The 25148-nt window shown below is 65.3% G+C and carries 26 protein-coding genes; 15 read left to right on the top strand and 11 right to left on the bottom strand.

All coding sequences use genetic code 11. The features are described from left to right. Nucleotides 1–283: 283 nt before the first annotated feature. Entirely contained in the window at nucleotides 284–658 is a 375-nt protein-coding gene (locus ABZ789_RS21980; protein WP_358428569.1) for a hypothetical protein, read from the bottom strand. A gap of 310 nt (nucleotides 659–968) precedes the next feature. On the opposite strand from ABZ789_RS21980, the gene ABZ789_RS21975 reads away from it, so the two are divergent. From ABZ789_RS21975 to ABZ789_RS21955, 5 genes are all read left to right on the top strand, one after another. After that, nucleotides 969–2183 carry a HEPN domain-containing protein gene (locus ABZ789_RS21975; protein WP_358428566.1) on the top strand — a complete coding sequence of 405 codons (1215 nt, stop codon included), beginning with the start codon at nucleotides 969–971 and terminating at the stop codon, nucleotides 2181–2183. Between the two features lie 199 nt (nucleotides 2184–2382). Beyond that, nucleotides 2383–2694, top strand: a complete 312-nt coding sequence (locus ABZ789_RS21970; protein WP_358428563.1) for a hypothetical protein — start codon at nucleotides 2383–2385, stop codon at nucleotides 2692–2694. Nucleotides 2695–3093: 399 nt separating this feature from the next. Continuing rightward, nucleotides 3094–3339, top strand: coding sequence for a hypothetical protein (locus tag ABZ789_RS21965; protein ID WP_358428560.1), 246 nt, complete (start codon nucleotides 3094–3096; stop codon nucleotides 3337–3339). A 574-nt stretch (nucleotides 3340–3913) separates the two neighbouring features. Beyond that, nucleotides 3914–4795: a hypothetical protein gene (locus ABZ789_RS21960; RefSeq protein WP_358428557.1), complete on the top strand. Its 882-nt coding sequence runs from the start codon at nucleotides 3914–3916 to the stop codon at nucleotides 4793–4795. Beyond that, on the top strand, nucleotides 4788–4997 hold the full coding sequence (locus ABZ789_RS21955) for a hypothetical protein (RefSeq protein WP_358428554.1): 210 nt from the start codon (nucleotides 4788–4790) through the stop codon (nucleotides 4995–4997). The genes ABZ789_RS21960 and ABZ789_RS21955 overlap by 8 nt, the downstream gene beginning before the upstream one ends. A gap of 30 nt (nucleotides 4998–5027) precedes the next feature. Here the strand turns inward: ABZ789_RS21955 and ABZ789_RS21950 are convergent, their stop codons facing one another. Together ABZ789_RS21950 and ABZ789_RS21945 are read right to left on the bottom strand one after the other, a co-directional pair. After that, nucleotides 5028–6029 (bottom strand): DUF5677 domain-containing protein, encoded by a 1002-nt coding sequence (locus tag ABZ789_RS21950; protein ID WP_358428551.1) that lies wholly within the window; start codon nucleotides 6027–6029, stop codon nucleotides 5028–5030. Nucleotides 6030–6097: 68 nt separating this feature from the next. Next, nucleotides 6098–7192 (bottom strand): hypothetical protein, encoded by a 1095-nt coding sequence (locus ABZ789_RS21945; protein ID WP_358428549.1) that lies wholly within the window; start codon nucleotides 7190–7192, stop codon nucleotides 6098–6100. 75 nt (nucleotides 7193–7267) lie between these two features. Here ABZ789_RS21945 and ABZ789_RS21940 point away from each other — a divergent pair, with 75 nt between their 5' ends. Then, nucleotides 7268–7405: a hypothetical protein gene (locus tag ABZ789_RS21940; RefSeq protein ID WP_358428546.1), complete on the top strand. Its 138-nt coding sequence runs from the start codon at nucleotides 7268–7270 to the stop codon at nucleotides 7403–7405. 59 nt (nucleotides 7406–7464) lie between these two features. On the opposite strand, the gene ABZ789_RS21935 is transcribed toward ABZ789_RS21940, so the two are convergent. Next, nucleotides 7465–7725, bottom strand: coding sequence for an inorganic diphosphatase (locus ABZ789_RS21935; protein WP_358428544.1), 261 nt, complete (start codon nucleotides 7723–7725; stop codon nucleotides 7465–7467). Nucleotides 7726–8683: 958 nt separating this feature from the next. Then, a complete protein-coding gene (locus tag ABZ789_RS21930; protein ID WP_358428541.1) occupies nucleotides 8684–9109 on the bottom strand; it encodes a GNAT family N-acetyltransferase in 426 nt (141 codons plus the stop codon). Nucleotides 9110–9323: 214 nt separating this feature from the next. On the opposite strand from ABZ789_RS21930, the gene ABZ789_RS21925 reads away from it, so the two are divergent. The 3 genes from ABZ789_RS21925 to ABZ789_RS21915 all read left to right on the top strand — a co-directional run bounded on the left by ABZ789_RS21925 (nucleotide 9324) and on the right by ABZ789_RS21915 (nucleotide 11854). Further along, the gene (locus tag ABZ789_RS21925; RefSeq protein WP_358428538.1) at nucleotides 9324–9626 is read left to right on the top strand and encodes a hypothetical protein; all 303 of its coding nucleotides are present in this window, start codon (nucleotides 9324–9326) and stop codon (nucleotides 9624–9626) included. Nucleotides 9627–9929: 303 nt separating this feature from the next. Next, nucleotides 9930–10679 carry a DUF3658 domain-containing protein gene (locus ABZ789_RS21920; protein ID WP_358428535.1) on the top strand — a complete coding sequence of 250 codons (750 nt, stop codon included), beginning with the start codon at nucleotides 9930–9932 and terminating at the stop codon, nucleotides 10677–10679. A gap of 227 nt (nucleotides 10680–10906) precedes the next feature. Beyond that, the gene (locus tag ABZ789_RS21915; protein WP_358428532.1) at nucleotides 10907–11854 is read left to right on the top strand and encodes an SMI1/KNR4 family protein; all 948 of its coding nucleotides are present in this window, start codon (nucleotides 10907–10909) and stop codon (nucleotides 11852–11854) included. 181 nt (nucleotides 11855–12035) lie between these two features. On the opposite strand, the gene ABZ789_RS21910 is transcribed toward ABZ789_RS21915, so the two are convergent. After that, nucleotides 12036–12518, bottom strand: coding sequence for a hypothetical protein (locus ABZ789_RS21910; RefSeq protein ID WP_358428529.1), 483 nt, complete (start codon nucleotides 12516–12518; stop codon nucleotides 12036–12038). 289 nt (nucleotides 12519–12807) lie between these two features. Here ABZ789_RS21910 and ABZ789_RS21905 point away from each other — a divergent pair, with 289 nt between their 5' ends. From ABZ789_RS21905 to ABZ789_RS21890, 4 genes are all read left to right on the top strand, one after another. Further along, entirely contained in the window at nucleotides 12808–14412 is a 1605-nt protein-coding gene (locus tag ABZ789_RS21905) for a hypothetical protein (protein WP_358428526.1), read from the top strand. A gap of 598 nt (nucleotides 14413–15010) precedes the next feature. Beyond that, nucleotides 15011–15682, top strand: coding sequence for a hypothetical protein (locus ABZ789_RS21900; RefSeq protein ID WP_358428523.1), 672 nt, complete (start codon nucleotides 15011–15013; stop codon nucleotides 15680–15682). Nucleotides 15683–15786: 104 nt separating this feature from the next. After that, entirely contained in the window at nucleotides 15787–16281 is a 495-nt protein-coding gene (locus tag ABZ789_RS21895; protein WP_358428520.1) for a hypothetical protein, read from the top strand. Between the two features lie 49 nt (nucleotides 16282–16330). Then, entirely contained in the window at nucleotides 16331–17425 is a 1095-nt protein-coding gene (locus ABZ789_RS21890; RefSeq protein WP_358428517.1) for a hypothetical protein, read from the top strand. A 31-nt stretch (nucleotides 17426–17456) separates the two neighbouring features. Here ABZ789_RS21890 and ABZ789_RS21885 read toward each other — a convergent pair whose 3' ends face one another. Further along, nucleotides 17457–17783 (bottom strand): hypothetical protein, encoded by a 327-nt coding sequence (locus tag ABZ789_RS21885; RefSeq protein WP_358428514.1) that lies wholly within the window; start codon nucleotides 17781–17783, stop codon nucleotides 17457–17459. 339 nt (nucleotides 17784–18122) lie between these two features. Here ABZ789_RS21885 and ABZ789_RS21880 point away from each other — a divergent pair, with 339 nt between their 5' ends. Further along, nucleotides 18123–19688, top strand: a complete 1566-nt coding sequence (locus ABZ789_RS21880; protein ID WP_358428511.1) for a hypothetical protein — start codon at nucleotides 18123–18125, stop codon at nucleotides 19686–19688. Between the two features lie 52 nt (nucleotides 19689–19740). Here the strand turns inward: ABZ789_RS21880 and ABZ789_RS21875 are convergent, their stop codons facing one another. From ABZ789_RS21875 to mqo, 4 genes are all read right to left on the bottom strand, one after another. Further along, on the bottom strand, nucleotides 19741–21108 hold the full coding sequence (locus ABZ789_RS21875; RefSeq protein ID WP_358428508.1) for a DUF6297 family protein: 1368 nt from the start codon (nucleotides 21106–21108) through the stop codon (nucleotides 19741–19743). Further along, nucleotides 21102–21719 (bottom strand): ABC transporter ATP-binding protein, encoded by a 618-nt coding sequence (locus ABZ789_RS21870; protein WP_358428505.1) that lies wholly within the window; start codon nucleotides 21717–21719, stop codon nucleotides 21102–21104. The genes ABZ789_RS21875 and ABZ789_RS21870 overlap by 7 nt, the downstream gene beginning before the upstream one ends. A 156-nt stretch (nucleotides 21720–21875) precedes the next feature. After that, nucleotides 21876–22100, bottom strand: a complete 225-nt coding sequence (locus ABZ789_RS21865; RefSeq protein WP_231912119.1) for a DUF6412 domain-containing protein — start codon at nucleotides 22098–22100, stop codon at nucleotides 21876–21878. 421 nt (nucleotides 22101–22521) lie between these two features. Continuing rightward, nucleotides 22522–24003, bottom strand: coding sequence for a malate dehydrogenase (quinone) (mqo, locus tag ABZ789_RS21860; RefSeq protein WP_358428502.1), 1482 nt, complete (start codon nucleotides 24001–24003; stop codon nucleotides 22522–22524). A gap of 106 nt (nucleotides 24004–24109) precedes the next feature. Here mqo and ABZ789_RS21855 point away from each other — a divergent pair, with 106 nt between their 5' ends. Beyond that, the gene (locus ABZ789_RS21855; RefSeq protein ID WP_358428499.1) at nucleotides 24110–25015 is read left to right on the top strand and encodes a LysR substrate-binding domain-containing protein; all 906 of its coding nucleotides are present in this window, start codon (nucleotides 24110–24112) and stop codon (nucleotides 25013–25015) included. Nucleotides 25016–25148: the final 133 nt, after the last annotated feature.

Raw genomic sequence — 25148 nt, 5'->3', positions numbered from 1 at the left:
GTCGAATCACACGGCGGCCGACTACCGTGAGACACCGGTCCTCGCTGAGGCCGGAACCAGATAGCCGAGCCTCCGCCGAACTCGGGGCGATTCAGTCAGCTGTCGTCAAAGCTGTCTGCACATCGAAGAGGCGGAACTTCCACTCGACGTAAGCACCGCCAACGACATATATCGAAGCTTGTAGATCCGGACTATCAGGCGGGATCGTGCGACGTAGGGCGAGGTGTTCGTCGATCGCTTGCTCCAGGCGGGCGATTGGCTCCATTGCTCTGTTCACTGACTCCTACAGTGCGGCTACTGAACGCGCCTGCTCGCGGTACCACTCGGCCTTGATCTGTCGATCGAGGCGAGTTTCAGCCTTCGTGAGCTCCTTCTCGTGCCGCTGCTCAGTCTTATCCGCTTCGGCTTGTGCACGCTCCTCTGCTGCGCGGGCGTGCCGACCGGCCTGTACGGCCAACCCGACAGACACCAGTGCGAGAATAGTCGCGCCTATAGCCGATGCCCACGCCCCGGCCGATCCGACTTGAGTCTCGGTGAACCGTCTACCGGTGATTCGGAAGAACCATTCATAGCCAGCAAGTACGGCGAGAGTGAGTATTACTGCTGCGACGGCGAGGCCGAGGAGACTCCCAAGGGCGTAGCCGGTCTTCTTAAGCACCAGGGGAGCGTACTGGCCTGCTAACCATGTGCCGGGTTGGCCACCCAGCAATGTGCCGCTACGGGCGGCCCGACCAGACTGACGAAGTAGGCATTCCCTGCATCGGGGTGCTGTGGGAGGAGGTGTTCGGATGTCGACGAGCGGCGAGGTGATGCCGGGGTGGTTCTGGCGGGTGGGGATGCCGTTGCCGGAGCGCCGCGGGGAACTGCGGGTAAGCGCCGGCACGGAGGCGGAGCTGCGTGTCGAAAGACCCATTTCGCCCAGTCGTTCGCTTCGCGTCGAGCAGCGCGGATCGAACGGGATTTACGCGGTGACAACCAGCGGAGATCCGGATGATGTCGTTGCGGATTTTCAGCCGGTGACGGTGCAGGGTGTCCTCGACGACGGGACCGAAGTCACGGTCATGGACGCCCAGGCTGACCACGATGTCCTTCTGCGGCAGTGGTTTCGGGCCCCTGTCGTGGTGATGGGTGCTCATCTGGGCGGTCGGGAGCAGGGCTATGCGTCGGTGCGGTTCTGTCTCGACGATCCCCGCTGGTGGACTCACCTGATCGATCCTGCACGTGGGCCGGGTTGCGGTGAGGTCGGCTCGGTGCGTGTGTATGCCGATGACGACGCACAGGTGTGGTTCGAACATCGAGCACGCAGCCCGCTGACCCGCCGGGAGTACGACCGTCTCGTTATCGATCCGGTGCTGACACTGGCGAAGCTGGCCACACAAAGTCGGTTGCATGTCACCGCGCTCGAATTTCGGGTCGCGGACGAGCGGAATGTCGAGGACACGCGGTGGCTGCCGGCGATCGGCAGGATCATCGACTCCGGGACTGCCGGCTCCTATCCCGACGCGGTGATCCCCACACAGGAGCTGACGCTGGAGGTGTTCTCCGACTGGATCGGTGTGAGCCGTGACCTGGACGGGTTGGCGAGCGCGGTGGCCGATCCCGTTCGCGGGGCCATCCAGGCACAGGCACTGACGATGTGTGCCGTCGCGGAGGGACTGCACCGGCGCCTGTGTCCGGTTACCTCCCGCTTTCCGGGACTCAGCGGCAATGCGCGTGATCGTGTCCGCCGCGCGGCACGCACAGCCGGCGCGGAGATGCTGGAGCAGAAGGGGTTCGACCGCGAAGTGTCGGAAAAGGCGCTGAACGAAGCCCTGAGCCATTTCGACGAGCTTCCGTATCGCCGGCGTCTGGAGCAGCTACAGGACTCGGCCGAGTGCGCGGTCCCCGAGATCGTGGCCGACTTCTCGGATTGGCCTGTTCAGGTGTGTTCGGCGCGCAACCAGCTCGCGCATCAGGCGTACACGTCGGACGCGTCGTCCGACGGTCTGTTGCTTCTGCTGATCGCAGTGGATTATTCGTTGTCGTGGGTGCTGCGGACGGTGTTGTTGCGCCGGGCCGGGATACCGGATGAGGTGGTGCTCCGTTGTTTTGATAACGATGCTCGCTATGGGTTGTACCGGGCGAATGTGCGAAGTTATCTGGATTCGGGGGAGGGGCGCGGACCTGAGCCGTGTTGTCGCTGACTGCGCTGAGTTCCCGGCAGCGAAAGTGGCGCTGTTCGAGACGCTGACGGGGATGGTGCTAACCGAGGATTAGCTCGACTTCATCTCATTCACTTCCGACGAGCCCCCACCGGCTGGTATCCGGTGGGGCGACCAGTGGCCGGTAGGACAGGTTGTTCGCCATCACGGGTCTGCACCCCTGGTCCGTACTGTCCGCGACATGATTACCTACTGCGCAACTGAAGCTATGGGCACGAGTCTTCGCGAGTGCTCGGCGAACTACGTCCGGGAGTGTCTGTTGAACGGCTCCGGAGCGGTCCGAATCGACCATCTCGACGGCACGGTCGAGTACATCGCTGGAACGAGGTATGACCTGAGTCCGCTTCGCTGGGAGGCGAGGCCGGCGGACGACATCATCGAGCTGATCTGCACGGGCATCGTCGTGCGTGAGGTCTCCGGCGGCGTGGGGATCCGACGAGCGACGATCGCGGATCTCGATCGCGTGAATGGTCCGAGCTTGCAGCAGGGTTGACCGCCGTCCGAGGTCAGCAGGCACTCTCTCGATGCACCCTGGTGGGTGTCCGCTGACGCCGCTCTGCTTACGCCTGTCTTCTCGTCCGTGTGGACGACTGGAAATGGCCCCGGCGCATCCATGAGGGACGTGCCGGGCATTGGTGACGTTGGCAATTCGAGATGCTCCGCGACTGGGTTCTGCTCGGCGCGGCGCTCCCGTGGAGCAACCGGGACGAGAACGCGGCGGGACGTTGTCGCTTACCCTGATCACGAGCTTTTGCGCAGAAGCCCGGTTACGCCGGCGAGCAGGATCGCGGTGAAGATCCAGGCGAGGGCACGTAGCGTCGGCATACCGGCTTTCGCCCACCACGGTGCTGGCGGTCCAGTCCGGGCGGACGAAGCCGGTCGCGGCCGGGCAGTGAAGGCGAAACGCCTCTACGGCCGATTCGCACTCACCTCGTGGTCCGTTGACCGCGTCCACCACAAGGGTGCCGCCCTCACCGAGGCGCACGTCCGCCTGACCGTCAACGACGCGCCGTTCACGGCGGTGATGAAGTGGTTGTGCACCGACGGCCAGGGCGGAACCCTGCTCGACTGGCAGGACGGAGGACTCTGGCGACTCTTCCCGTACTCGCCCCTCCCTCTTCTCACCGAGGCGGCCTGACCCCACCCCCTCCGGAGTGCAGGGCGGCTGGGTAGTGCCCCTCCACGCTTCGATGCGGCCCGACCGGCCTACCGGCCCTGCCCGCCGGGCCCGGGCACCACCACACTGGCCGAAACGACGCGGACGCGGCACAGACATGAGTGAGGTGACCGTAGCCGGCGCGGATGCGCGCGGCGTCCGGTCCGGGGCGAGGGATCGAGGTCGGCACCGCCTTCGCGGGGCATCGCCGCGTCGGCCGCAGCCGCCCACCAGCACGGATTCCTCAGCAGAGGTCGCAAGGTATCGCTGTGGGACAGGGCGGAGCGAATGGCTGTCTCGGACGACAACGCGGCACACGCTCGCTGATCGACCCGAATCCGGAATTCGCGAGAAAAACTTCCTCGACCGATGCGGACAGGCCCACCTTCTTCGTGCCGATGCCGGGCTGGATGCGAACCGACCCTTTGTCTGCGTCGTCACTGTGTCACAAGGTCTCGAAGTTGAATCGCATCACGTTTCATAACACGTCTCAGCTGCGAAGTCAGCGCTCGTTGGCTGCGATCTCGGAATCGGATTCTGTGCCATCGTGGGCGTCATGAACACGAACAACGAGTCACCCGGTGCTACGCAAATCGGTGAGGACATCAAGTCCACCCCGGCTACCACGCGGGCGTACATGACCGACCTTGAAGCCCGGGGCTTCACGCCGGTCCGCCACAGTTTCGTCCAACAACACTCGTTGTTCGCGTCATCGTCCCGGAAGGCTCCGCTGGCGCACCTTGTCGCAGCCCGACGCGAACGAGAACTGAACGCGTACCTGCTTCTCCTCATGAACTTCAGTCAGCTCGAGAAGCGGACGGAACCCTTGCCGGCCACGGTGTGGGCACGTGCGATGTCACCGCGCGAGGACGATCCCCTGCCGGAGCAGGCCGTGAGCCGCATCTGGAAGAACCTCGAGGAGCACAAGCTGATCGACCGGACCCGGAAGTGGAAACGAGCTCATGTTCTGCCCCGTGACGAGTCCACGACCCGCAAGTACACCCGACCTCGCCCCGACGCGGTCGCAGATGAGGAAAGGTACCGGGAGATCTACTTCATCCTGCCGTCGGCCTACTGGACCGAGGGCTGGCACGCGACGTTGTCACTGCCCGCGCGGGCGTTGCTGCTGATCATGCTGCACGGAACGAGTTCCGCCGAAGACACCTACCTGCCGTACGCCAAGGCAGAGGACTGGTACGGCATCTCAACAAAGACCGCGGAACGCGGAATCGTCGAACTGCTCGATACGAAACTGCTCAAGATCACCCGGAAGGAGAAGGTTCGCGCCGACTTCGCTGCTACGGGATTCACGACGCGCACCTACTACACCCCCACGGGGCACTTCAGCACCACTGCCCGGAAGGCTCTGCAAGACCAGACCAAGCGCGAATCGGAGGCCCGCTCGAGCCGGCGACTGAGGACGTCAGACGATGAGTAAGAAACCGCTCGATCCCCGTTTCGATCCCGAGATCACCCGTTCCTTCAAGCGCACCCTCTGCGCTGCCGTGCTCATCCGCGCGGAAAAGGCACCTGCGAAAGGCGGTTCGGTCGTCGCGTCGGTCGTGGGTGTGGCTGTGGTGATGCTGGTTGTTCTGACCGGACGCACCGAGCTGCTGGATGTCCTCGGAAGCGGGCCGTAAGCATGATCGGTTCTCGACGGCCGTTCACATTCAGAGTGAGCGGATGTGATCGGCCGCCTCGGCGAGGCTCGCGAATCGCATCACCTGTACGGGAGCTGTCCCGACCGGCCACACATAGTGTGCCGGCTCGTCGCTACCCGTTCCCTGACTGAAGGCGTACTCATGCCCCTTCGCCTTCGCTGCGAGCCGGAGGGATTTCGGTGTGTATTCGGCCTCGGAACCCCACCGCTGACCATCTTGGCGGGCGATCGCCTCGGCCGTGAGCTGATAGTCGGGCGGCATCCCCAATTCCCGCGCCGCGGCACGGACCCGGGACCGCAGTACCTTCCCGGCGGCGTCGTTCTTGTCCCTGCGAATGAACCGCATCGCCGACAGCGCCCACAGCATCGAGGACGCGACGAGCAAGACGAGTGCTGGTCGATTCGGCTCTTGCGGAAAAGGCACGAACTCGTAGCCGTTCGAGCGAGGGGACGATTTATCCAGGTCCAGGTAGAAGTCGGTCAACATCGGCGATGCGTGCGTCAGACCGCACAGCAGGCGGTAATGCGCGTAGAGATCACCACCACCGTCGAAGTCGGCCACCATCTTGACGATCTTGTTGGCCTGGGCAGTTGAGTTCGACTCGATCCCGAGGAGATCAGTGCCGACGACCTTCTCGGCGATCTGGCGCAGCTCGTCACTGTCGGCCGCCCGTAGGCTCTGCTGGAGGGCTCGGCGGGATGCGGGGTCCTGTGCGATCCACGCCTGGACCGCATCGGTGGACTGCGCAATCCACATCGCGGTGAGCGCGTACTCGAAGCACGAGCGGATGGTGGGCGCCGCAACCAGCGGCCCGTGGGACTCGATCAGGTCGAGGGCGGCAGCGCCGAGGCGGCGGACGTGATGGGCCAACGCCAGGACACGGGTGGTCTTCTCTGCATCGGACGGCTTGCCGCTGATCACGGTGAAGGTGCCGGCGTCCAGCATCTGATCCCAGATGCCGAAGAGCTGGCCGGCGATGTCGGCATAGTCGGGGGTGGCGGTCGAACTCACCGCTCGAGAGTATTCCGCCCACCGCCCGACGAAGCATTTCGGTCAGGGAACACGCGAGAACACGCGACTCACAGCGACGGGATCTCCTTCGGGTCGGTCACGGTGCCGGACTCGTCGATCGTCACCCACGTGAAGACACCCCCGATGCCGGGCACACCGACCTGTTCGTCGATATCGTGTCCCTGCTGCTGCTCGAACGCGCGGATGGCGTCGGCCAGCTCACCCACCGGCATGGACTTAGGTACGGGATCGAGCTGAAGTGAGGCGGGCGTGTACCGGGGAGCCTTGTCGTCCTCGTTCTCCAGCACCCGCAGAACCGCCTGGCTCGCAGCTTCCTCGCGTGCGGCGCGAAGCAGGTCGAGGACTCGGTCTTGTGTGGTGACGAGATCGGCGGGTTCGTTGTAAGCGCACTGGTTCGCCATCCGGTTGGTCGGCGATACCAGTTCGATGTTGAAGAAAGGTTCCAGCGGCATAGCAGGTTCGCCTTGCACCACGAATGTCTGGCATTCGTCGTAGTAGTCGATCTGCCGCTCGTGATCGGGGTGGATCATCGCGCTCTTCGGGTTGCCGTAGCCGTTGGGGTACTGGGGGCCGAATGGCACACCGAGCACCGTAAGGCACTGCTCGGCCACGGCTTTGCATCGGCACCATGCTGGGGCGTCCGAGGAGGACGTGAGAGAGTTCTCGTCCGGAGCGCACTCGCAGATCATCTCGAGCTGTCGCTCACCGTGGCAGAGGGGGCAGTCGGCTTGGGGTACGAACTCCTGGCCGGGTTTGAGGTCGAAACCGCCCTCGAAGCATATGACCACGTCGTGGCACTTCTTATTCGAGTGGCAGTCGCATTCGAGTTCCAGGTTGACCTGCCGGATCGCGGCTCGAAGGGTCTCGGCGATCTGCTCGAAGCTGGGCATTTCCCCGTCGGGTGTCGTGTGCTCGCTCCAGAACTGGTCGAGCACGTCGGCGACCGTGGTGTGCGTTCGGAACGTTGCTCGTCCGCTCGAAGCGGTCACCCAGCCACTGTCGCCGGCACGGTGCACCCGCACCTTCTGAGCCGTGTCGGTCACGACCGTGTGAGGGGAGTCGGCGGGGGCCTGGATACATGTGCGGCCGTCCGCGGCGACGACGAGACCATTCGTGGCACGAGCGAGAACGATGACAGTCACCTGCTCATTAGAGCCGATGAAAGGCTCCCCGCTCCCACATACGGCTTCGTCTGGCAGCGGTATGTGGGTGCGGTGGTGTTCACCTCGGTGGACGACGAGGGGGAGACGCAGAGCCTGCGTGAGGGCCAGGTGGAGGCGTTGCTGACGACGGCGCGTCTCGGTGGTGCGGTCGTGGTCGATGCGACGGTGGACGAGGCAGAGGTGGGCGCGTGATGCGTCGGTGGTGATCGAGTGGACGGACTGGGTGTTGTCGGCGTGGCGCAGCAGGGGTTTCAGTGCCTGATGACGATGTAGTGTCCGGTGGTTTCTTGGAATTCGACGGCCGCGGCGATAGCTGCGTCGTCGAGTGTGGTGGCGTGGTGGGGAACGACGACGAGTTTGTCGTCATCGTCGTGGAGTCGGTGAACGATCGCGATGCAGGTGCCGTGTGCTGAGCTCATCGGTTCGGAAGGGCCCAGGTAGTAGGCGTCGAGTTCGTCGCCGTCGGGGGCGAGTGTGCCGGGGACGTAGCCGTAGTTCGCCAGGTAGACCAACCCGTGGGTGGGGTGGTGGCTTCCGTAGGGGCGGTCGATAACCAGGTCGACGGTGCGGCCGAGGAATGGCCGCGCCAGTTTCAGCGATTCGGATTCCTAGAAATGCGCTGGGTTGGTCATCTTCGCAGGTTATGGGGTGGTCGCCGCTGTTGCGGGTTTGCCGTATCGATAGCGTGCGGATGTGTCCCGGAACCCGAATTCGACGCAGATGTCATCCGGATGTGACTGAGAGAGAGAAGTGTCGCGGCGCATCCCCGTGCTGATTTGTGTGCGTGGCGTCGTCGGCCGCCGGAGCAGCGAGTCCACCAACGGGTCAGCGGATTTCTTCGATCACGCTCGTGCCCTTACCCGGGCGTGATTCCCAGGCCCAGTTCTCTTCTATGCGTAGGCGACCGTCGCTGAGCACTTCGATCCGGCTGTCGCAGACTCCGTTCGCGGTAGTGTCGTCGACGCTGAGATGCGCGTAGCGAAAGTGCAGCCGTTCACCGTCACGTGTCCCGACGAGGAAACCCCGCACGATCTCTCCGCCGTCGTAGTCGGCCCAGATGACAGCGTTGTCCTGTGGTACCGGAAACGGGTGGCGCTACCGACCTGTCCGGTGGGCGAGTTGCTGACACCGGCGAACACCCTGCCCTCGAGGTCGAGGGTGGAGGACGAGGGGTGCGCAGCATCGGCAGTGGTCATCCCGGCACCATAGCCAAGACCAACCCGGCAGTGTTGCCCCGTAGACCCGCGGAGCATCCGCCGAGTGCGCGGTGGAAAAACACCTCCGGGCGATCACCCGGTCAGGGAGCGGTCGGTTTCGTCTCAGATCGCGGTGTCGCCGTCTCGAGGTTGTCGGGCATCGTGGCCAGCGTCCGTAGGACGGTGTCGTAGTTCTCGGCGGACACGCCGTGGGACAGGATCCGCGCGATGCGTGATTGTGTGGCTCACCTGCTCGAGTAGGTTGCGGCACGACTTACCTGGTCGGTTGGTTGTGTTTGCTCGGCCGTTCCATATACGTCGGGCCGTAGGCAACGAATCCGAATCGGGAGTAGAGCGAGTGCGCATCTGCTGTATGCAGCATCCAGCGGAAGTCCTCGGCGTCGGGGTCCGACAGTAGGTGGTCGAGTACGGCGCTGGCGATGCCTTCGCCGCGGTGTTTCGGGAAGACGAACCCGTCTGCGATGTATCCGTAGCTGACACCGTCGGAGGACACCCGGACGGCGCCGAGTAGCTGTCCGGAGTCGGATGCCCTGGCGGCATAGACCTTCCAAGCGCTGTCGAATTGTCTGCGGATCTGGTCCCGCAATCGCCACCTGTTCCAGTAGGCGTCGCTTACCAGGAAGTCGAGGGTGCGGGCCAGTTCTTCGGGCGAGAGGTGGTTGTCGACGACGATGCTCATGACCTCACTACTACCGTGTCCGGGGCCGACTCTCAGCTCTATTTCGTGTCGACACCTCCGCCCAACAGCCGAGCGGGGGTTGTGCCCCTACGCGTATGTTGTCCGCTTGTTGTCGGGGTTGCCGCAGTACAGCGCCTACGGAACCGGGCGTGTCCCTTGTGTCGATGCGTTGTTTTGCGAAGGAGGTACTCGTCTTCTGAGCTCTCCGCCGTGGATGGCTGCCGCGGTTCAGTTCGCAGGCGTATTGGCCTTGCTCGGTGTGGGGTTTGTGGTGGCCGGGTTGTGTGAGCACCTTCCGGTGGTGCGGTATGCGGGTCTTGCTGCGTTTGTCGTCGGTGTGGTCACCTCGTCGGATTTCGCACGGGGGTGGCTGCCGTTGGCCGAGACCGGAACCTATGATCTGGTCCCGGCGCTGGTGACCGCGATGGTTGGGGTGGGCGCGGCGGTGGTGGGGGTGTGGCTGTGGGTGCGGAGCCGTCGGGACGCAGGAGAGCCGGTCTCGCCCGGTGGTCGGTGACCGACGCGCGAGTGGTCACGCTGCGCGTGGTCGGCTGTGCCGGATCGATACCAAGTCCGGATCCGTTTTCGTTCAGGGAAATTCCCGTGTGACGGCTCTCGTCCCGCATGTCGCGGCCCGGTGTGATCGTGTGGTGGAACCGATCTGCCGGCCGGGTCCGTGCCCGTGCCTCCGCCGTGCCGGGCGGCGGGTGGCAGGATCGCGAGATCGACGGGCTTATCGCAGCGCTGAAGGGCCCCTGAGGATGCATCGTCGCAGGATCATGGGTTCGACATCGTCGCCGCAGTCGGATATCACGAGGTTGTGCGGACGAACCATATTGCCCCCAGCTTCACCGCCGGGACCGCGTTGCAGAAGGCGCTGGCCGCTACCGGCGACGACTGCACGATCTTGACCGACGTCGATGATCTCAGCTGGGGTCCGATCGACGCACCGTCGCTGCGCCGTCACCCATCCGGTTGGTGGTTCAGCGATGTCGTCGCGGGGCGACATCATCCGTGGATGCCGGCTTTCGGACGGTGGGATCCGCGCTTCATCGACGCATCGACTCCGACGGTTTTCTGGTTCGGCAGACGATCCGCTGAAGAACTGTGCAGCTTGCTGCATTTCGCGAGCACTGCCGAGGGGCGACCCTGGTCACTGATCGACGTCACCGAAAACAGCGGCTCCGGGAGTGTCTCGTCCACGGCGCCATCGGAATTGAGTCGGCTCGTCGACACTGCGCGACCGGTTGATACCAGCAAGTCTGCCGAACTGGCCGAGCGTTGGCGAACGCTTCAACACGAGAACGCACCGTTTCGGGTGCTGACGGGTTCGACCCTGAGGTCAGCGCCGGAGGATCACTTCGACGAATTGTTGCTTCAGCGCACGCCGATGCTGCCGACACCGATGAGCCGAGTCGTCGCCGAAGCGATGGGCACGAACCCGTCAGGGTCGGTCGCGGACTACGTGTTGAGGGGACGGTTGATCGCGCTGATATCCGAGGGGAAGATCGCCGCAGAGGGCAACCCCAGCACGATGGAATCGTGTCTCATCTACCGTGCGAGCACGTGAACCCTGTTGCCGCAGGACGCGCGCGATGCCAGAGCGAACACCGTCGTACCGATAGTCGCGATGGCACCGAGGGGGAGGGCCCACCCGGTCGAGAAGTGAGCACTCGTCTCGACGATTGAGAAGTGATCACCGTGAAGGACTGGACGTTGATCAGTCGGCTGCATCATTCAACTTCGAGAAATCTGCCATTTCGCCTTCTGATCAGTTGAACAGGGCAGAATCTGCTCGTGATCGCTTGGGAGCTGACGGTCTTCTACCGGCGTGGTGACTCCGGTGGTGGGCAAGGACTGCACGGTCTGAGCAACAGTGACTCCGTCGTGCAGGCAGTACGCGATGCGGTGCGAGCGGCCCGGGAGTGGGCGGACAGAACCGGCAGCACCATCAAGGCGGTGCCGGGCCGTTTGCTGATCAACGGGGTGCAGGGGCCGATCGATCTTCCCGGCCTCGATGGTTCGTTGCCTCTGGATGAGGTCGCGACCGGAGCCGAAGACGCGCTGCACCACTGGCACGTTCAGCAACGTCATGCCGTCCCCGAGGGCGAGAGCGCTAGTGCGATCGAGCCGGAAGACGACGGCACCGCACCGCGGTCCGTCAGCCGCGGCGGTGAGCTGACCGTGTTGTGGCAGGACCTCGCTGCTACCGGCGCCCTCGACGACGTGGCAGCAGGAGCCAGCGAGGACGATCTCGACGCCGCGGAGAACCACACCGGCTATCAGTGGCCGGACGAGGTTCGTGAGCTGTTCCAGCTCCAAGGCGGAGGTATCGAGATCGTCCCGATGTTCCGGCTGCTCTCACTCGACGAGACCGTCACGACATGGGACATGTGGACGCAGATCAACGACGATCTACGGGAGCGCTGGCCGGAAGGCTCCGCCCCTGACGAGGCAGCGATCCGGTCAGCGCCGGCGGGCAGTCCGGCCGAAGGGTTCATCCCCGACCTGATCCCCATCGCCGACGATGCTGCCGGTACTTCACTGTGTGTCGACACCCGCCCCGGCGACCTGCACGGCTGTGTTGTCGAGTACTCCGCATCCGCAGGTGGTTCACGCCCACTGTGGGTCTCGGTCAGCGCCATGATCGCAACCGTCGTCGACAGCATCCGGAATCGACGTCCACTCCATGACGGCTGGACAGCGACCACAACGGGAACGTTGAGCTGGCAGTCGAACGACTGAAACGTCACGAAAAACGTGAGTGGATCTGGGCCTTGCGCCGATCGAACCGCTGAAACAGACTGAGGTGACCGAACCTGCTCATCTTTCGACCGGACCCGACAGCAGCTTGTGTGCAGGTTGGGTGCGGGCCGGACTCGATCACCGCCGGCAGATTCTGAACGGGGAGGCTCGCGGGGCAGGGTCAGCGGCTTTCGTCGATTTCCACCTCGGGGTGGGGTGCTGGTGGTAGGAAGTTCGGTCTTCTGAACGTGATTCGCGGGACGGTCGGATCGTCACTTCGATGGATATAAACCGTCGTCGGCAGACTGATCCATTCACATGCCCAGAGCTCACCGAGGCGATACACCTGCGGAGCCGACCCCGCTGCCCGTGCCGGTCTGAAGGGCCCCACCACGTGGTCGTCAGCAAAGCTCACGTGAATGTCGGTGTCGGGGCTGGCCGTTCCTGAGATCACCCACCAGATGGGATGTGGAACATCGCCGGCGAATTCTTCTTCGAACGCGGTCATCGCCTTGTGGTTCGGCTCGTTCCAGATCGAGAGACCGCGATGTTCGGCGTCATACAGCGTGCGAAGTTTCTCTTCGCGTGCGATCAGGTACTTGCCGTCCTCGCGGTACTGCATCACCACGTTCGACACCGGGAGTGTGAGGCGATCGATGTGCATGAACCCATGATCCCCGCGTGGGGTGCATTCGCTACCGGGTTCCGGTAGCGGACCTTCGACGACACCGGCAACAGCGCCCGTCGGCATGTGTCCCTACCGTTGGTCGAGCGCGCAGTCGCGCTCCTGCAACCTTGCCGCCGCAGCGGTGCACACTATGGTGCGGTGCCCTCGGGGTGTGATCCTGGGTCGGCTGTGTGAACGGGTGTGCCTGTGGTGGTTAGAGTGGGTGCACGGTGACTCCGTGCCCGAGAGCGTCGCCTCTCGGATTGCCTAGTGCACGGAGATGGTCATGTCGTTCGACAACGAACACTCCCGCCCCCAGGATCTGAAGACCTCCTCGGTTGTGCCTACGCGGCGGCGTCTGTTGACGGTGGTCGTCGCTGATTGGGTGATCGAGGACGGGTCGATCGTGCCCCCGAAGGTGGGGGACACGGTGTCGGTGGCGTTGCAGTTCCACCGGTACACACCGGATCCGGCCGATCCGCGGACCTGCACGGTGCGAGCCTGGGCGCAACCGCTCGAGGCGGACACAGCTCCGATCGTCGACAGTGACGGGCGGTGGTGGTGGACGATCATGCTGCGCGGCGACGGGTGGAGCGCGGTGTGCCGAACGCCGCGGCCGCTGATCGAGCATGTCGAGGTCACCGGGATGTTCTTCGCCCATACCGAGCTCGGCAGCGGCACCGCCCGCGGGTTGGTGCGGCGGGTGCAGTTGATGACCGGTAAGACCACCTTCGATCCCAGCACCCGCAGTTGGGCGGCGGTGGCGGACGAGGACATCCGCTTCACCGATATCGAGGCGTCGCCGCGGTGGTTCGATCGCCCTGACCCACCGGACCCCGCGCATGCCGGCCATCGTGTCGAGCGTCAGCTGGGGGTGCTGATCGAGCTGGATCTCGATGCCGCCGAACCGGCTCCGTTGCGGCCGCGGGTGCGTCCCGGTGTCATCAGCAGCGGCGGCGGGGTGTTGTGGGTGCTCGACCGGCAACTGCCGGTCCTGCTGCAGATCGACGACCCGGCCGGCGCCGCGGCAGTGACCGAGCATCTTCTGCCCCTCTCCATCGCCGCCACGGCCGGCTCGCCGCCGCGGGGGCGGGTAGTTGCCGACGCGTCGGGCTGCTGGGTCGTCGCCGAACAGACGGTACTGCGCTGCACCCTCGATGCGGCCGGTGCCCTCGAAGTGCGCCGAGTCGATTTGGGCCACCGTATGGCAGCGGCCACGGCCTGTGGCTCGGTGCTGCTCACTGCGGGCGAGGGCGTGTTTGTGCTGCGCTCCGATATCGAACCGCTGAGGGTGGAGTTGCCGACCGCACGATGGGTGGCGGCTACCTCGGAGGGGTTCGTGGCGGTGGTGCCGGCCGTGCCCGAGGATTGCGCGGCGCCATTCCCGCGGATCTATCGTATGGTGCGCATCGATCTCGACGGCACGGTCACCGACGGACCGCAGATGCCGTTGTCGTTTCCTGTTCGTGTCGGCTCCACCGGTGACCGGATGGCCATCTACGATCGCCGCGGTGTGGCGGTGTCGATCGGTGCGGATCTGACGAGCACGCCTGTGCCCGCTCTCCCGGGTCGGCCGCTGACGTTCGGTGGAGCCGGCGGGTATCTGTGGATGACCACCCGCCGTCCCGACGGCACCGGAAAAACAGGGTGGTGGCCGTTCGACAGTTCGGACGAGGTGCCGGCCCGCGAGCACGGGCGGTGGCTGCTGGTGCTGCTCGATCCCGCCACGTATCGGGTCGTCGCGGCGGCGGCGATCGACGATCCGGAACCGGCGGTGACGATCGACGCACAGACAAGGGTGTGGGTGGCCACCAAGAAAGACGTGCTTCTCCTCGATCCGGCCGGCACACTCGTCGAACTCGACGTGGCTGCACGGCTGCGCACCGAGTAGATCTGCCACGGGCCGTGACTCGCCCGGCAGCAGGGCACGCCGGGGATACGTCCCCTCGCCGGTCGAGGGCGCAGTCGAGATCCTGGAACCTCCGCGGGGCTGTACCAGGTCGCCGACCAGCCGTCGCCGCGCAGCAGGATCCGCCAGACCCACGAGCGCGGCATCGTTGCGGGTGCGTCGACGGCGGGTTCGAGGCGTGGGGGTGCGAGGGGTTCGGCGTCGGCGTCGATCGTCGACAGGGTCGGATCGTGGGGGTCGGCGGGTACTTCGTCGAACAGCAGCCAGAACACCCCGACCTGCCCGACGGTGGGGCGGGGGATCTGGCCGTCGAGGATGGCGTCCTGGCCTGCGAGCAGCCGCATCTGCCGGTGCGGACGCATCTGCGTGAGGTGGTCGGTCATCGGCATGACTCCCGGGTACTCCGCCGCGTGAGACGAAGAGAGCCACCTTACCTGGAGCGGTGTGAGGCAGTACGGGATTCGCATCGCCGACACATAGACGCCGGCGCGGGTGTCCATGAGCCCCACGATTGTCGATGGTCTGCCTCGGATGCGGCGGCGACCCGCCGAGTCGCCCACCGGCCGGTAGCGTTCGCGGAATGTATCGTGCGCTGTGGAAGAAGGCCGGGTTGGTCGGGCTGCTGGTTGCGGCGGCATGCGGGGGAAGTGATGTGGAGCCGACAGCGGCCGTATCGCGCGAAAGTCTTCTTCTGACGGTCGAGGATCTTTCTGCCGGTACGCAGGTTGCTCGGTTCACCGAGCCGGAACAGTTGGTGATGAACCTGCTGTTGGATACGCCGAGCGATGTCGGGGTGCCGATGGACATCGTGTACGACCCTGGGGAGTGCGGCGAGCAGTCGAGTTACGCTGACGAAGCCCGGCTGACGTTGAGCGATGTGGATTCGACGTCGATGATGGGCGCCTATTTCGATGACGAGCGTTCCTATCTCGCGTTGGTCAGTGACGTGCCGCTCGATGTCGCACGGGTCGCCGATGCGCACACCGGATCGTGTTCGATGTACAGGATGAACTCGCGCACGATCACCACCTCGCGACTCGATCTGCCCCCGGCGATCGCCACCGAGAACGCGGCCATCCTCTACGAGGTCTCCGATCCCGATAATCCGGACTGGGCCAACAACGAGGTCTTCTACGGCTACGCCTCTGTCGACGAGTACACCGTTGCTGTCGTGAGCATGAACGGCAAGGAGTTCGAAGGCGAGTTCACCGAGTTCTTCACCAACGCCGTGCTGAAGGTACGCAATCGCTAGCCGCCGATGACGAACCGAGCACGGTCCCCGGCCTGTGGTCTGTGCCGGCGGGGTGGCGGTGCGACGAGACGGATCCTCACCGCTATTGTGCGACAGTAGAGCTCGTGCCGATCTGGGATCCCGACGATGCGGAGCAGTTGACCTGGCGTTTCAAGGTCATTGGTGACGTTATCGATTTCTATGACACGCCCGGGGCGCAGCTCGACGCCCCGCAGGCATGGGTCGAGGCGGTCGTGGCCACCGCGCGGGATCTGCGATGTCTGCGCTACGGCCGGGACGTCGATCCCGACCGGCTGATGTGGGAACTGTCCATCGGCCGGACCTATGCCGTCACCATCGGATGGCACGGCACTGCGGGTATCACCGGATTCGGATTGTGTCAGGGACTGTCGATGAACACCTCGTTCGCCGAAGCCGCAGTCTGGGTCGCCGATACCGCCCAGACCGAGTTGGCCGGCTACGACTTCGTGCAGTGGCCTTCGCGTGGTGGCCATCTGCTGTTGCCGCGGCAGGTCGATGACGCAGCGGTCTGGATCGACCCCCACGATGACCGGGTGGTGTCACCGATCGGCGAATTGTGCAGCCACGTCTCCTCGTGACGAAGCATGAGATCCGACGCCGAACGCTCGGGTACGCGATGATCATCCGGTGCAGTCCGACGGCGTGGTCCAGGTCGACCATCACCAGTTCAGCTTCGGCGACCCTACGGTCGATACCCTCGATCCGGTCGCGCACGGCACCTTGATCGATGTCGGTGACGGTGCCGTCTCGTTCTACACCGGCATTGCCTACGGTCCGGTCTGCGTCGGTGTCGAGCTGCTCGATCGGCCTCCGATCGATCTTGCGCAAGAAGGCTGGGAGGTCGTCGAGGAAACCACCGTGTCGGCGACCCAGGCGATGGTCGTCTCCGCCGCCGATGGCACCGTCTGCACCACCATCGATCCGGTCCCGGCGGGCACCTATCAGGTGCGAGCACACGCTCGTGGCCGCGACACTCATTTCGGTCTCGACGTCGACGAGATCGTCGAGGATTATCTGATCTGCCTGTGGCCCACTACCACCCGCACCACGGATGCGCTGGTACGAACACTCCACAAAACCGACAGCGCATGGTCACCGCAGCCCCAGGTCGACCGCCCGGAACCGTCCCGGGAGTATGTCTACGTCCGGGACGAATCCGGGAAGGTGATCACCGTGCCGCCGCAGAGCCGCGAAGCCCTGGCCGTGCGCTCCGTCCTGCACACCTTCGGTGGAAAACCGCTCACGCCGGCTCTCGAGGCGATCTATGCCGCCCGGCACGTCGCCGGACTGGACCGCGACCTCATTGACCGCGTCGAAGCACTCGACGCCGACCGGCAACGAGCCTTCGCGCGCTGGTGCGTGCACCGGGCATGGGAACGCGCCGGACTCGTACGGTCCCCGTGGTTCCGCCAACGGCTCGCCGACATGGATGCAGGACAATCCGCCCACCCGGACTTCATCGCCAGCACCAACGCCCGCAACCGACTCGACACCGACCCGCGGATCCGGCTCACCCTCGTATCCGGGCTACCTGCGAGTGCGGAGCTCGTTCAGCAGTACGAGGCGATGCAGGCGTACGCACGGAGCATGTATTCCGAGGCGACACCGCTCGAATCGGCGATCGAAGCGCTGCGGCACACCGCGCAGACCTACGGGATGGACTATCCCGAGTTGTTCGCACGGGCTCGCAGCGACTTCTTCGGCGACCACAACACCCAGTGAGCGCGAACCGTGACGGGCAAGGCGCTGTGAATCACATGCTGTACGGCATGTTGTCGACCGAGTAGCCGAAGGCACACAGAGCCAGTCCCGTGAACAGACAACCGATAGTGAACCCTCCCGCCGCAGGACGCGCACGGTGCCAGAGAGCGAACACCGTCGTACCGATAGTCACGACGGCACCGAGGGGTAGGGCCCACGCCAGCCAGTACGGTCCACCACCTGGCGGAAACCCGGCTACGTCCCACGCATCGCGCAACGCGAATACCGAAGGCCAGTAGCCGAGGACGCACACGAGCATGCCGGCGAGCGCACCCCACCAGATCAGCGCCAACCGGGACTCGAACTGCTTATCGGACACCGTGACAACGTAACCGACACCGTGGCGAGTGCGGCCCGATCGTCGATCGATGCCACCTCGGCGCGTGCGACAAAGAGTATGCGTATGGCGCTGGATCACGACGCCGACCCTGGTGCGTATCCGACCTCCGCAATACCGCATCGCTGTCACCGACAGTGGGCAGAACCTGAGAATTGACCCCCGGAGCGGCAGGGCGGATTCGTGTCGTCGTCGCGGCACTGCTGGTGATGGTGTCAGTCGCGAGCGTCTAGGGGTGAACATGAGCCGGGGGCTCTGGTTTCCTCTGCGGGCCGTTGTTGTTGGCGCTGGTGTACGGGGCTGGGATGGGACACTGACCGAATGCCGATCGTGCAGGGACCTGTTCGACCGCACCGGGGATTGTCGGTGCTGGTGACCGAGCTTGCCATCGGCGATGGGGAGGTCGCGCCACCGCAGGTCGGCGACATCGGACGCTATGCCTTGTTGTTCACGGAGACGCTGCCGGATGAGGCGGATCCGAGCATCGTCACCGTCGACGTCGATGTCGAGCCTCTCGATGACGGCATCCCGCTGTTCCAGCTGGCGGCTTCTGCGGGTTTCCGGGACGAGGAGCGGTGGTGGGAGTGGCGATTGTTCGTGCGCGGTGACGGGTGGACGGCCACCTGGTACAGCCGGTGCCCCGCTATCGGCCGGCAACGATTGACCGGTCGAATCATCGGGGACCTCGGCTATGCCACCATCGGCTCGGTCACCGGCCGGATCCTGCGTGCCCGGATCGTCTCCGATACCTACCGGCTCGTCGAGTCGTCCCCGGCCGCGCCGCGGCGTCCTGCACGCTGGGTTCCGATACCGGGCACCCGCCGCTTCCGGGAGGTGCAGGCGGCGACCGGGGTGTTCCGGGACGATATTCGTCCACCGGCGCACCTGGCTGCCGGCGAGGACCGGATCCGCGAATGCGGAGTCCTCGTCGATCTCGATCTCGACGACGTGCCGGCGCCGCCGGTGCGGCCTGCTGTTGTTCCGGCCGCGGTGTCCGCGCACGGCCCGGATGTGTGGATCATCGATCGGGAACTGCCGGTGGTGCTGCGACTACACGAACAGCAGGTAGTGGGTGAGTACCGGTTTCCGGGCGCAATCCTCCCCGCACCGGCACACCGTCCGCGTTGGGTGCATGCCGACGCCGACGGTTGCTGGGTGGTCGGACGAGATGGAATCTTCCGCTGCACTCTCGACGGGGTGTCCGTGCGGATCGACGAGCGCCGCGTCACCGGATCCGCCGTGTTCGACGGGGTGCTGCTGTGCTGGCATCACACCGAGGGGCGGAGCGCGCTGAGCATGCGGTGGCCGGACGGGCGACACCACGACCTCGAGCCCGTCGACGGCCGCATCTACACCGTGCACCCAGGTCCCGGCAATTTCATCGGGCTATTGCGCGCCGGTGCGAACTCCGACGACGCGCACACCCGGCTGTTCACGCTCGACCCGGAGGGGCACTTGCACCTCGGTCCGCCTCTGCCGGCAGGGACGGGCACATGCATCGTCGGAGGCGAACCTGCGTGGTTGGTCGATCCCCGAGGGCAGTGGGTGCCGATCTGTCGGGATCTGACCGTGGGGGAGATCGAATCCCCTGGGATCAGGGGGAGTTCGGTCGGAACGGTCGGGCCGTGGGTATGGGTCGTGCATCCCGCGGATGATGATCGGAGCATCGAACCGAACCCCTACAGCGATTGGCACTGCCTGCTGTCGATTCTCGATCCGGCCACCTTTGCCCTGCAACGCCGTCTGGTGATTCATTCGCCGTACCCGGAAGTGTCCTACGACGGCGACGGGCGGATCTGGATCGTCGCCGGCGGCATCTGGAGCCTCGACACCCAATCGTCGGAGCCGGCACAGCAGCTGTCCCTCGACCGGCTCCTGGGAGAGTAAGCCCGCCTGATCATCTTAAGCAGCACCGGCCGGCCCTCGCCCTGATCGGCACTCAGCTGAACAACGCAGCCAGCCACGCCGCGGCGAGCAGCACGTCCGGTCCGCGAAGCCATTGCCGGAGCAGATCGACCGGGATTTGTCCCACGGCGGTTTCCAGGATCAACCCGTCATAGCTGATCGACGGCCGGGTGCGTACCCGGTACGCGGCCGCGCAGCCCCCGACCAGCCCGATCGCCAGCGTCGTCACTGTGCCACCGGTCAGGAGCGTCATGGATATCGCGGCCAGTACCGCGGCCACACCCGGCACGACGGTCAGCGGCCACCGTATCCGCCGGTCGTCGACACCGAGCACGGCACCGAAATCGCGGTCGCACAGGACATCCCGGAGCCCCGCACTGAAGATCATCGCCACGACGACGACCGCGGCGAGGTACAGCACGGCCACCGCCGATGGTGTGGTCACCATGGGCGCAACACTCGCCGCTCCGATGGCGCAGATCGCCGGCGCCAAGGACACCGGCCGACGGAGGTGACGGAGCACATCGGATCGGATCAGCGCCCAGGCAAGCCCACCGGAGAGGGCGCGGGTGCGTCGGCGTCCGATGCGTCGCCACGATGTGTGCTCGAGCGCGCCGAGCAGCACCGAGATGTCCAAGGCGGTGGCCGACGCGGATACGGCCACCGTGGTGTCGGCTCCGGCTGCCAGGTCTGCTGCTGCGATCCTGTGGCACGACCGCACGGCCACGGCCGCCAGAGCTGCGGCCAGTGCCCCGACTGCGGCGACGGGCCACCAGCCGGTCGGCAGCGCAACATCGACTCCGGCTGTCGCTGTGAACACCGCCGCTACCGACCCCAGGGCGCAGATCCGGCTCAGGATGGTCACAGTGCCGGGCGCGAGCAGTCGGCACTGAACGAGAACGCAGAGCGCAACGACGACGACTCCGGTCAGCGTCGTCAAGACGATGAACGCAAACCACATCGTCAACTCCGCGGCGAACGCTGCGATGCGTCCGGTCAGCGCACCGGCCAGGGCGCCGCAGCCGAGTACGAGAGCCACTCGGCTGCGGACCAGGGCGCCGCGGTCGAGCAGTGTCGAGCTCACCCAGAAGCCGAGTTCAGCACTGGTGGTCACCGGGCCCACGGCCCGCCCGGCCGCGGCCCCGGCTGCGACCGCGGCCGCGGCGACGGCCCATCCCCACGTCGATGTCCACGGCTGTCCGGTGACCAGAACGCTCGAGGCGGTGAGCACGGTCGGCGGCAGCGTGAACAGCCACCACAGCAGGCCGGCACCGACGTACAGGCCCAGCGCCCTCAGCACGAGGGGCGCTGCCCGACCGGTGGCCGGTGCGTGGCGTCGTTCGAAGCGCCGAACCAGCGTGCGGATCGACCGCACGGACGGGAGGCTGTCGGTGATCACCATGAGTCGGCCTCCACGACCTGATCGGCGACCGCGTCCACCAACTCCGCATCGTGCGAGACCATCAGCACGGTTCGGCCCGACTGTTTCTCGGACTCGAGCACAGCCGCCAGCCAGCTGCGACCGGCGGTGTCGAGGTGTTGTTCGGGTTCGTCGAGAACCAGCAGCGTGCGAGGCCGGACGAACGCTGAGGCCAACGCCAACCGGCGACGCTGCCCGCTCGAGAACGTCACCGGAAGCCGGTCGCTCACCGCGAGCAGGTCGACCTCGGCCAATGCCTGTGTCGCCGCATCGAACGGGTCGGGCACCCCGTGGCCGGTTGCGACGAGTTGCAGGTGTTCGTGGGCTGTGAGGTGGGCGAAGGCGGGCACATCGCCGAGTACCGCGGCGACCTTGCGCCGGAAGGCCCGGGACGTCTCGTCCACGGGTGTGCCGTCGATGTCGATGACACCGGCGTCGAGTCGGTCTGCGCCGACCACGCATCGCAACAGGGTCGACTTGCCGGCTCCGTTCGCGCCGACGACGGCGCAGCATCGGCCGGGGGCGACATCGAAGTCGATGCCGGTCAGAACGGGCAGGTCACCGAACGAACGGTGGGCATTGCGAATGGACACGGCCGGTACGCCGTGTGAATCAGGGATGGGCATGAAAAGGGGTCTCCGGTCATCCTCGAGGAACAAGACATATGAGGATGGGGACCGTGCAGCAGCGACCTCGTTCGAGTCCACGCCCCGCCGAGGCCGACAGGACAGATCGCGTGCGGGTCCCCGTTACTGGGACCCGGGTGCTCGCGGACGGGGCCGACCCGCGGTGTCGGGATGAGAGTGTCGGCGGAGTTCGCCGCGTCGGCGTTGTTCCTCGCTCGTCGGACCGCGAATGCTCCGACTGAAGGAGAACAGGGGGTCATCTGCACAGGTGACGAGCACAAGCGCTGCAACGGCAACGACCGCAACCAACAGGCCCGCCAGCAATGTGGAACTGTCCCCGGTGGACATCGATGCGACCGGCACGGCCGCAGCGACGAGCCAGGACAGGACGAAGAACGCTACCTCCGCCCCGTTCCTCCACCCGTAACACACCCTGTCAGTCTATTGGCTCGGGCAATAGAAGCGCCTTGCGGGGGCAACCGCGACATAATGGAGGGTCCGGAGTCACACTGCGACCCTCCCTTGAATGAGCAGACCCACACCGGGTTTCTGCCACTGGTGCACTCAGCGACGGCCTGCCCTTCCGCTGTCACTTTCAGGACGGCTTTGGCGCTGGTCAGATAAAGCTCTGGAACGCGGAAATGGGAAAGCCTGCCGACCGGGTGTCGCGAGCTGCACGGAGAGCAGTCCACGAACTCTGACCAGCAAAGTCACGAACTCCAAAGGGTTCGTGCCCCCGCTGTCGTTCCGAGAAGGAACAAGAGCATTGTTACCTAACGCCGAGAATGTCTCCGGTCCGGGAGAGCACGGCATCGGCCACTGACTGATCGGCGTCACCTGGATGCTCGAGACCCGACATCAATTGCTGAAGTGTCGCCTGCCAGTGCTCAATTCGGTCGGGAAAACATGTGGTCAACACGTCGACCATCGCCGCCGGAGCGATCGAGGCACCGGGCGAGGCACCAAGCAAACCTGCAATAGAGCCTTCGGCGCCGGTGACGACCTCGGTACCGAAGGTCAACACCCCGACCCTGCGAGGATGAGGCTTGATCAGTTGCGCCCGTTGGCCTGCGTCGATCAACGACCAGTCGCCCTCGCAGGCAGCGGGGTGGAAGCGGCGCAGTTGCCGCAGCTTCCGACCCCGGGAGGCGAGGAGCTGCCCGAGGAGATAGCGCACCAACCCCATGTTCTGGATGCCGACTGCGATTAGCGGTGCCAGGTTCGCAAGCCGGATTGTGGTGAACAGGTCGGTGAGCCGCCCATGCCGGAGCAGGCGTGTGCTGAAGGTGGCGTAGGGACCGAACATCAGGGCTGCGCGTCCCTCGATCACCCGTTTGTCCAGGTGCGGCACCGACATCGGCGGGGCGCCCACGTCGGCCTGGCTGTAGACCTTCACCGGGTGGCGGGATACAAGATCCGGGTTGTCGGTGCGCAGGAACTGGGCGCCGATGGGAAAGACCGCATAGCCGCGTACTTCCGGGATGCGGGCCTTCTGGAGAAGTTTGAGCGCGTACCCGCCGGCGCCGACGAACACGAACCGCGAACGCACCGAGAAGCGGCCGGTGCCGGAGCGGCCGGAAACGGTCCATGAGCCGTCCGGGACGCGGCGCAATCGGGTCACCTCGTGTCCAGTCCGCACCTCGGCGCCCCGGTCGCGCATACCGCGGATCAGGTCATGGGTCAGGGCACCGAAATCCACGTCGGTGCCCGCCTCGTAGCGGGTCGCGGCGATCGGACCGGTGTCGCCGCGGCCTTCCATCACCAGCGGCGCCCACCGAGCAATGACCTCGGGGTCTTCGCTGTACTCCATGGCCGAGAACAGCGGCGAGCGCTGCAAGGTCTCGTAACGCCGGCGTAGGTAGGCGACATCTCGGTCGCCGAACACCACGTTCATGTGCGGTGTCGCATTTACGAACGATGCGTTCAGCTCCCCGGCTTCGACGAGCGCGGCCCAGAACTGGCGGGAGAGCCGGAACTGCCGTCCGATCTCTTCGGCCCGGGATGGGTCGGTGGGATCGGGCATATAGTTCAGCTCGCACAGTCCGGCATGGCCGGTACCCGCGTTGTTCCATGCCGCGCTGCTCTCCTGGGCCGGGCCGTCGAGGCGCTCGAGGACAAGCACCGACCAGTCGGGCTCGAGTCGGGTGAGCAACGCCCCCAACGTCGCCGACATGATGCCCCCACCGATCAACACGGCATCGTAGTGGGGGTCGAGTTGCCTTGTCCGATTGCTCGATCGACGGAGAGTCACGGCGACGCACCTGCTTTCGTCTCGTAGGTACTTCCAGCGTGCGCCACGACGATCAATCCGTCCAATGAGACTTTATGGGTATTATGATCCAAATATGGATTGGTTCTTGTCAGACGAAACGGTCTCGGTCGTCCCACTTCTGACCGCCTTCGATGCCGCGGCCCGAGAAGGGCACATCACTCACGCCGCCGATCGACTGGGTGTACCGCAGTCCTCGCTCAGTCGCCGCATCAAATCACTCGAACAGATCCTCGGTGTGCCGCTGTTCCAGCAGGTCGGCCGCGGCGTCTCGCTGACCACCGCCGGACGCGAACTCCACGAGCGCACCGAATCGGCGATCCGGGAACTCGATGAAGCGATCACCACTGTCCGCAACCACGCCGACCCCGACAGTGGCGTGGTTCGTTTCGGATTCCCCCTCACCCTGGGTCCGGTCAGCGTCCCCTCCATGCTCGCCGAGTTCCACCGCCACGCTCCCCGCATCCGCCTGCACCTGGTGCAAGCCCACGGGCAAGCGCTCGCGCAGATGGTGCGTGAGGGCCGGCTCGACCTCGCCGTGATGATCCCGCCCCCGGACGATTTGCCCGCCACGGTTCTGGGACATCAGCGACTACTGCTCCACGTTGCGGACAGCCACCGGCTCGCGCACCGCAAGCACGTCGACCTCGGTGAACTGTCTGACGAGCATTTCATCGCCAGTCCGCCCTCCTACCACATCCGAAAGGAACTTGAAAAAGGCTGCGCGGAAGCTGGTTTCGACCCGTATATTGCGTTCGAGATCAGCGAGTTCGACACGATCCGGGCGTTGGTCGCACAAGGACTCGGGATTGCGCTGCTGCCCGCGTCCGAGACCGAAACCGCCGGAGTGACCACGCTTCGTGCCGCCGGCATCGCGGATCGTGCCATCGGCCTGGCGATCGGTACACGCCACCCGTCGCCGGCGGTGCATCGGCTGCACGCCCACATCATCGCGTGGACAGACCGATTACGCACCCCTTGGGACAGCGAGTAGACCCCTGATCGACCGCGGACCCGTGACCGCCATCAAGGGGGACTGATGTAGGAACTGGTGACATCTGAACTGTGGTGCCGTGAGGCACTGCTGGAAGGATGTATCCCGTGCCCAAGCCCTATCCGAAAGAGTT

Source organism: Rhodococcus sp. NPDC047139, from assembly GCF_040643435.1.
Classification (GTDB): Bacteria; Actinomycetota; Actinomycetes; order Mycobacteriales; family Mycobacteriaceae; genus Rhodococcus.
This window is presented reverse-complemented; position numbering and strand designations above follow the sequence as displayed.

Coding starts and splice junctions, on each gene's coding strand:
- ABZ789_RS21970 (WP_358428563.1), top strand. CDS start 2,383: ATGATTACCTACTGCGCAACTGAAGCTATGGGCACGAGTCTTCGCGAG.
- ABZ789_RS21960 (WP_358428557.1), top strand. CDS start 3,914: ATGAACACGAACAACGAGTCACCCGGTGCTACGCAAATCGGTGAGGAC.
- ABZ789_RS21955 (WP_358428554.1), top strand. CDS start 4,788: ATGAGTAAGAAACCGCTCGATCCCCGTTTCGATCCCGAGATCACCCGT.
- ABZ789_RS21930 (WP_358428541.1), bottom strand. CDS start 9,109: ATGAGCATCGTCGTCGACAACCACCTCTCGCCCGAAGAACTGGCCCGC.
- ABZ789_RS21925 (WP_358428538.1), top strand. CDS start 9,324: ATGGCTGCCGCGGTTCAGTTCGCAGGCGTATTGGCCTTGCTCGGTGTG.
- ABZ789_RS21910 (WP_358428529.1), bottom strand. CDS start 12,518: ATGCACATCGATCGCCTCACACTCCCGGTGTCGAACGTGGTGATGCAG.
- ABZ789_RS21905 (WP_358428526.1), top strand. CDS start 12,808: ATGTCGTTCGACAACGAACACTCCCGCCCCCAGGATCTGAAGACCTCC.
- ABZ789_RS21900 (WP_358428523.1), top strand. CDS start 15,011: ATGTATCGTGCGCTGTGGAAGAAGGCCGGGTTGGTCGGGCTGCTGGTT.
- ABZ789_RS21880 (WP_358428511.1), top strand. CDS start 18,123: ATGCCGATCGTGCAGGGACCTGTTCGACCGCACCGGGGATTGTCGGTG.
- ABZ789_RS21875 (WP_358428508.1), bottom strand. CDS start 21,108: ATGGTGATCACCGACAGCCTCCCGTCCGTGCGGTCGATCCGCACGCTG.
- ABZ789_RS21865 (WP_231912119.1), bottom strand. CDS start 22,100: ATGTCCACCGGGGACAGTTCCACATTGCTGGCGGGCCTGTTGGTTGCG.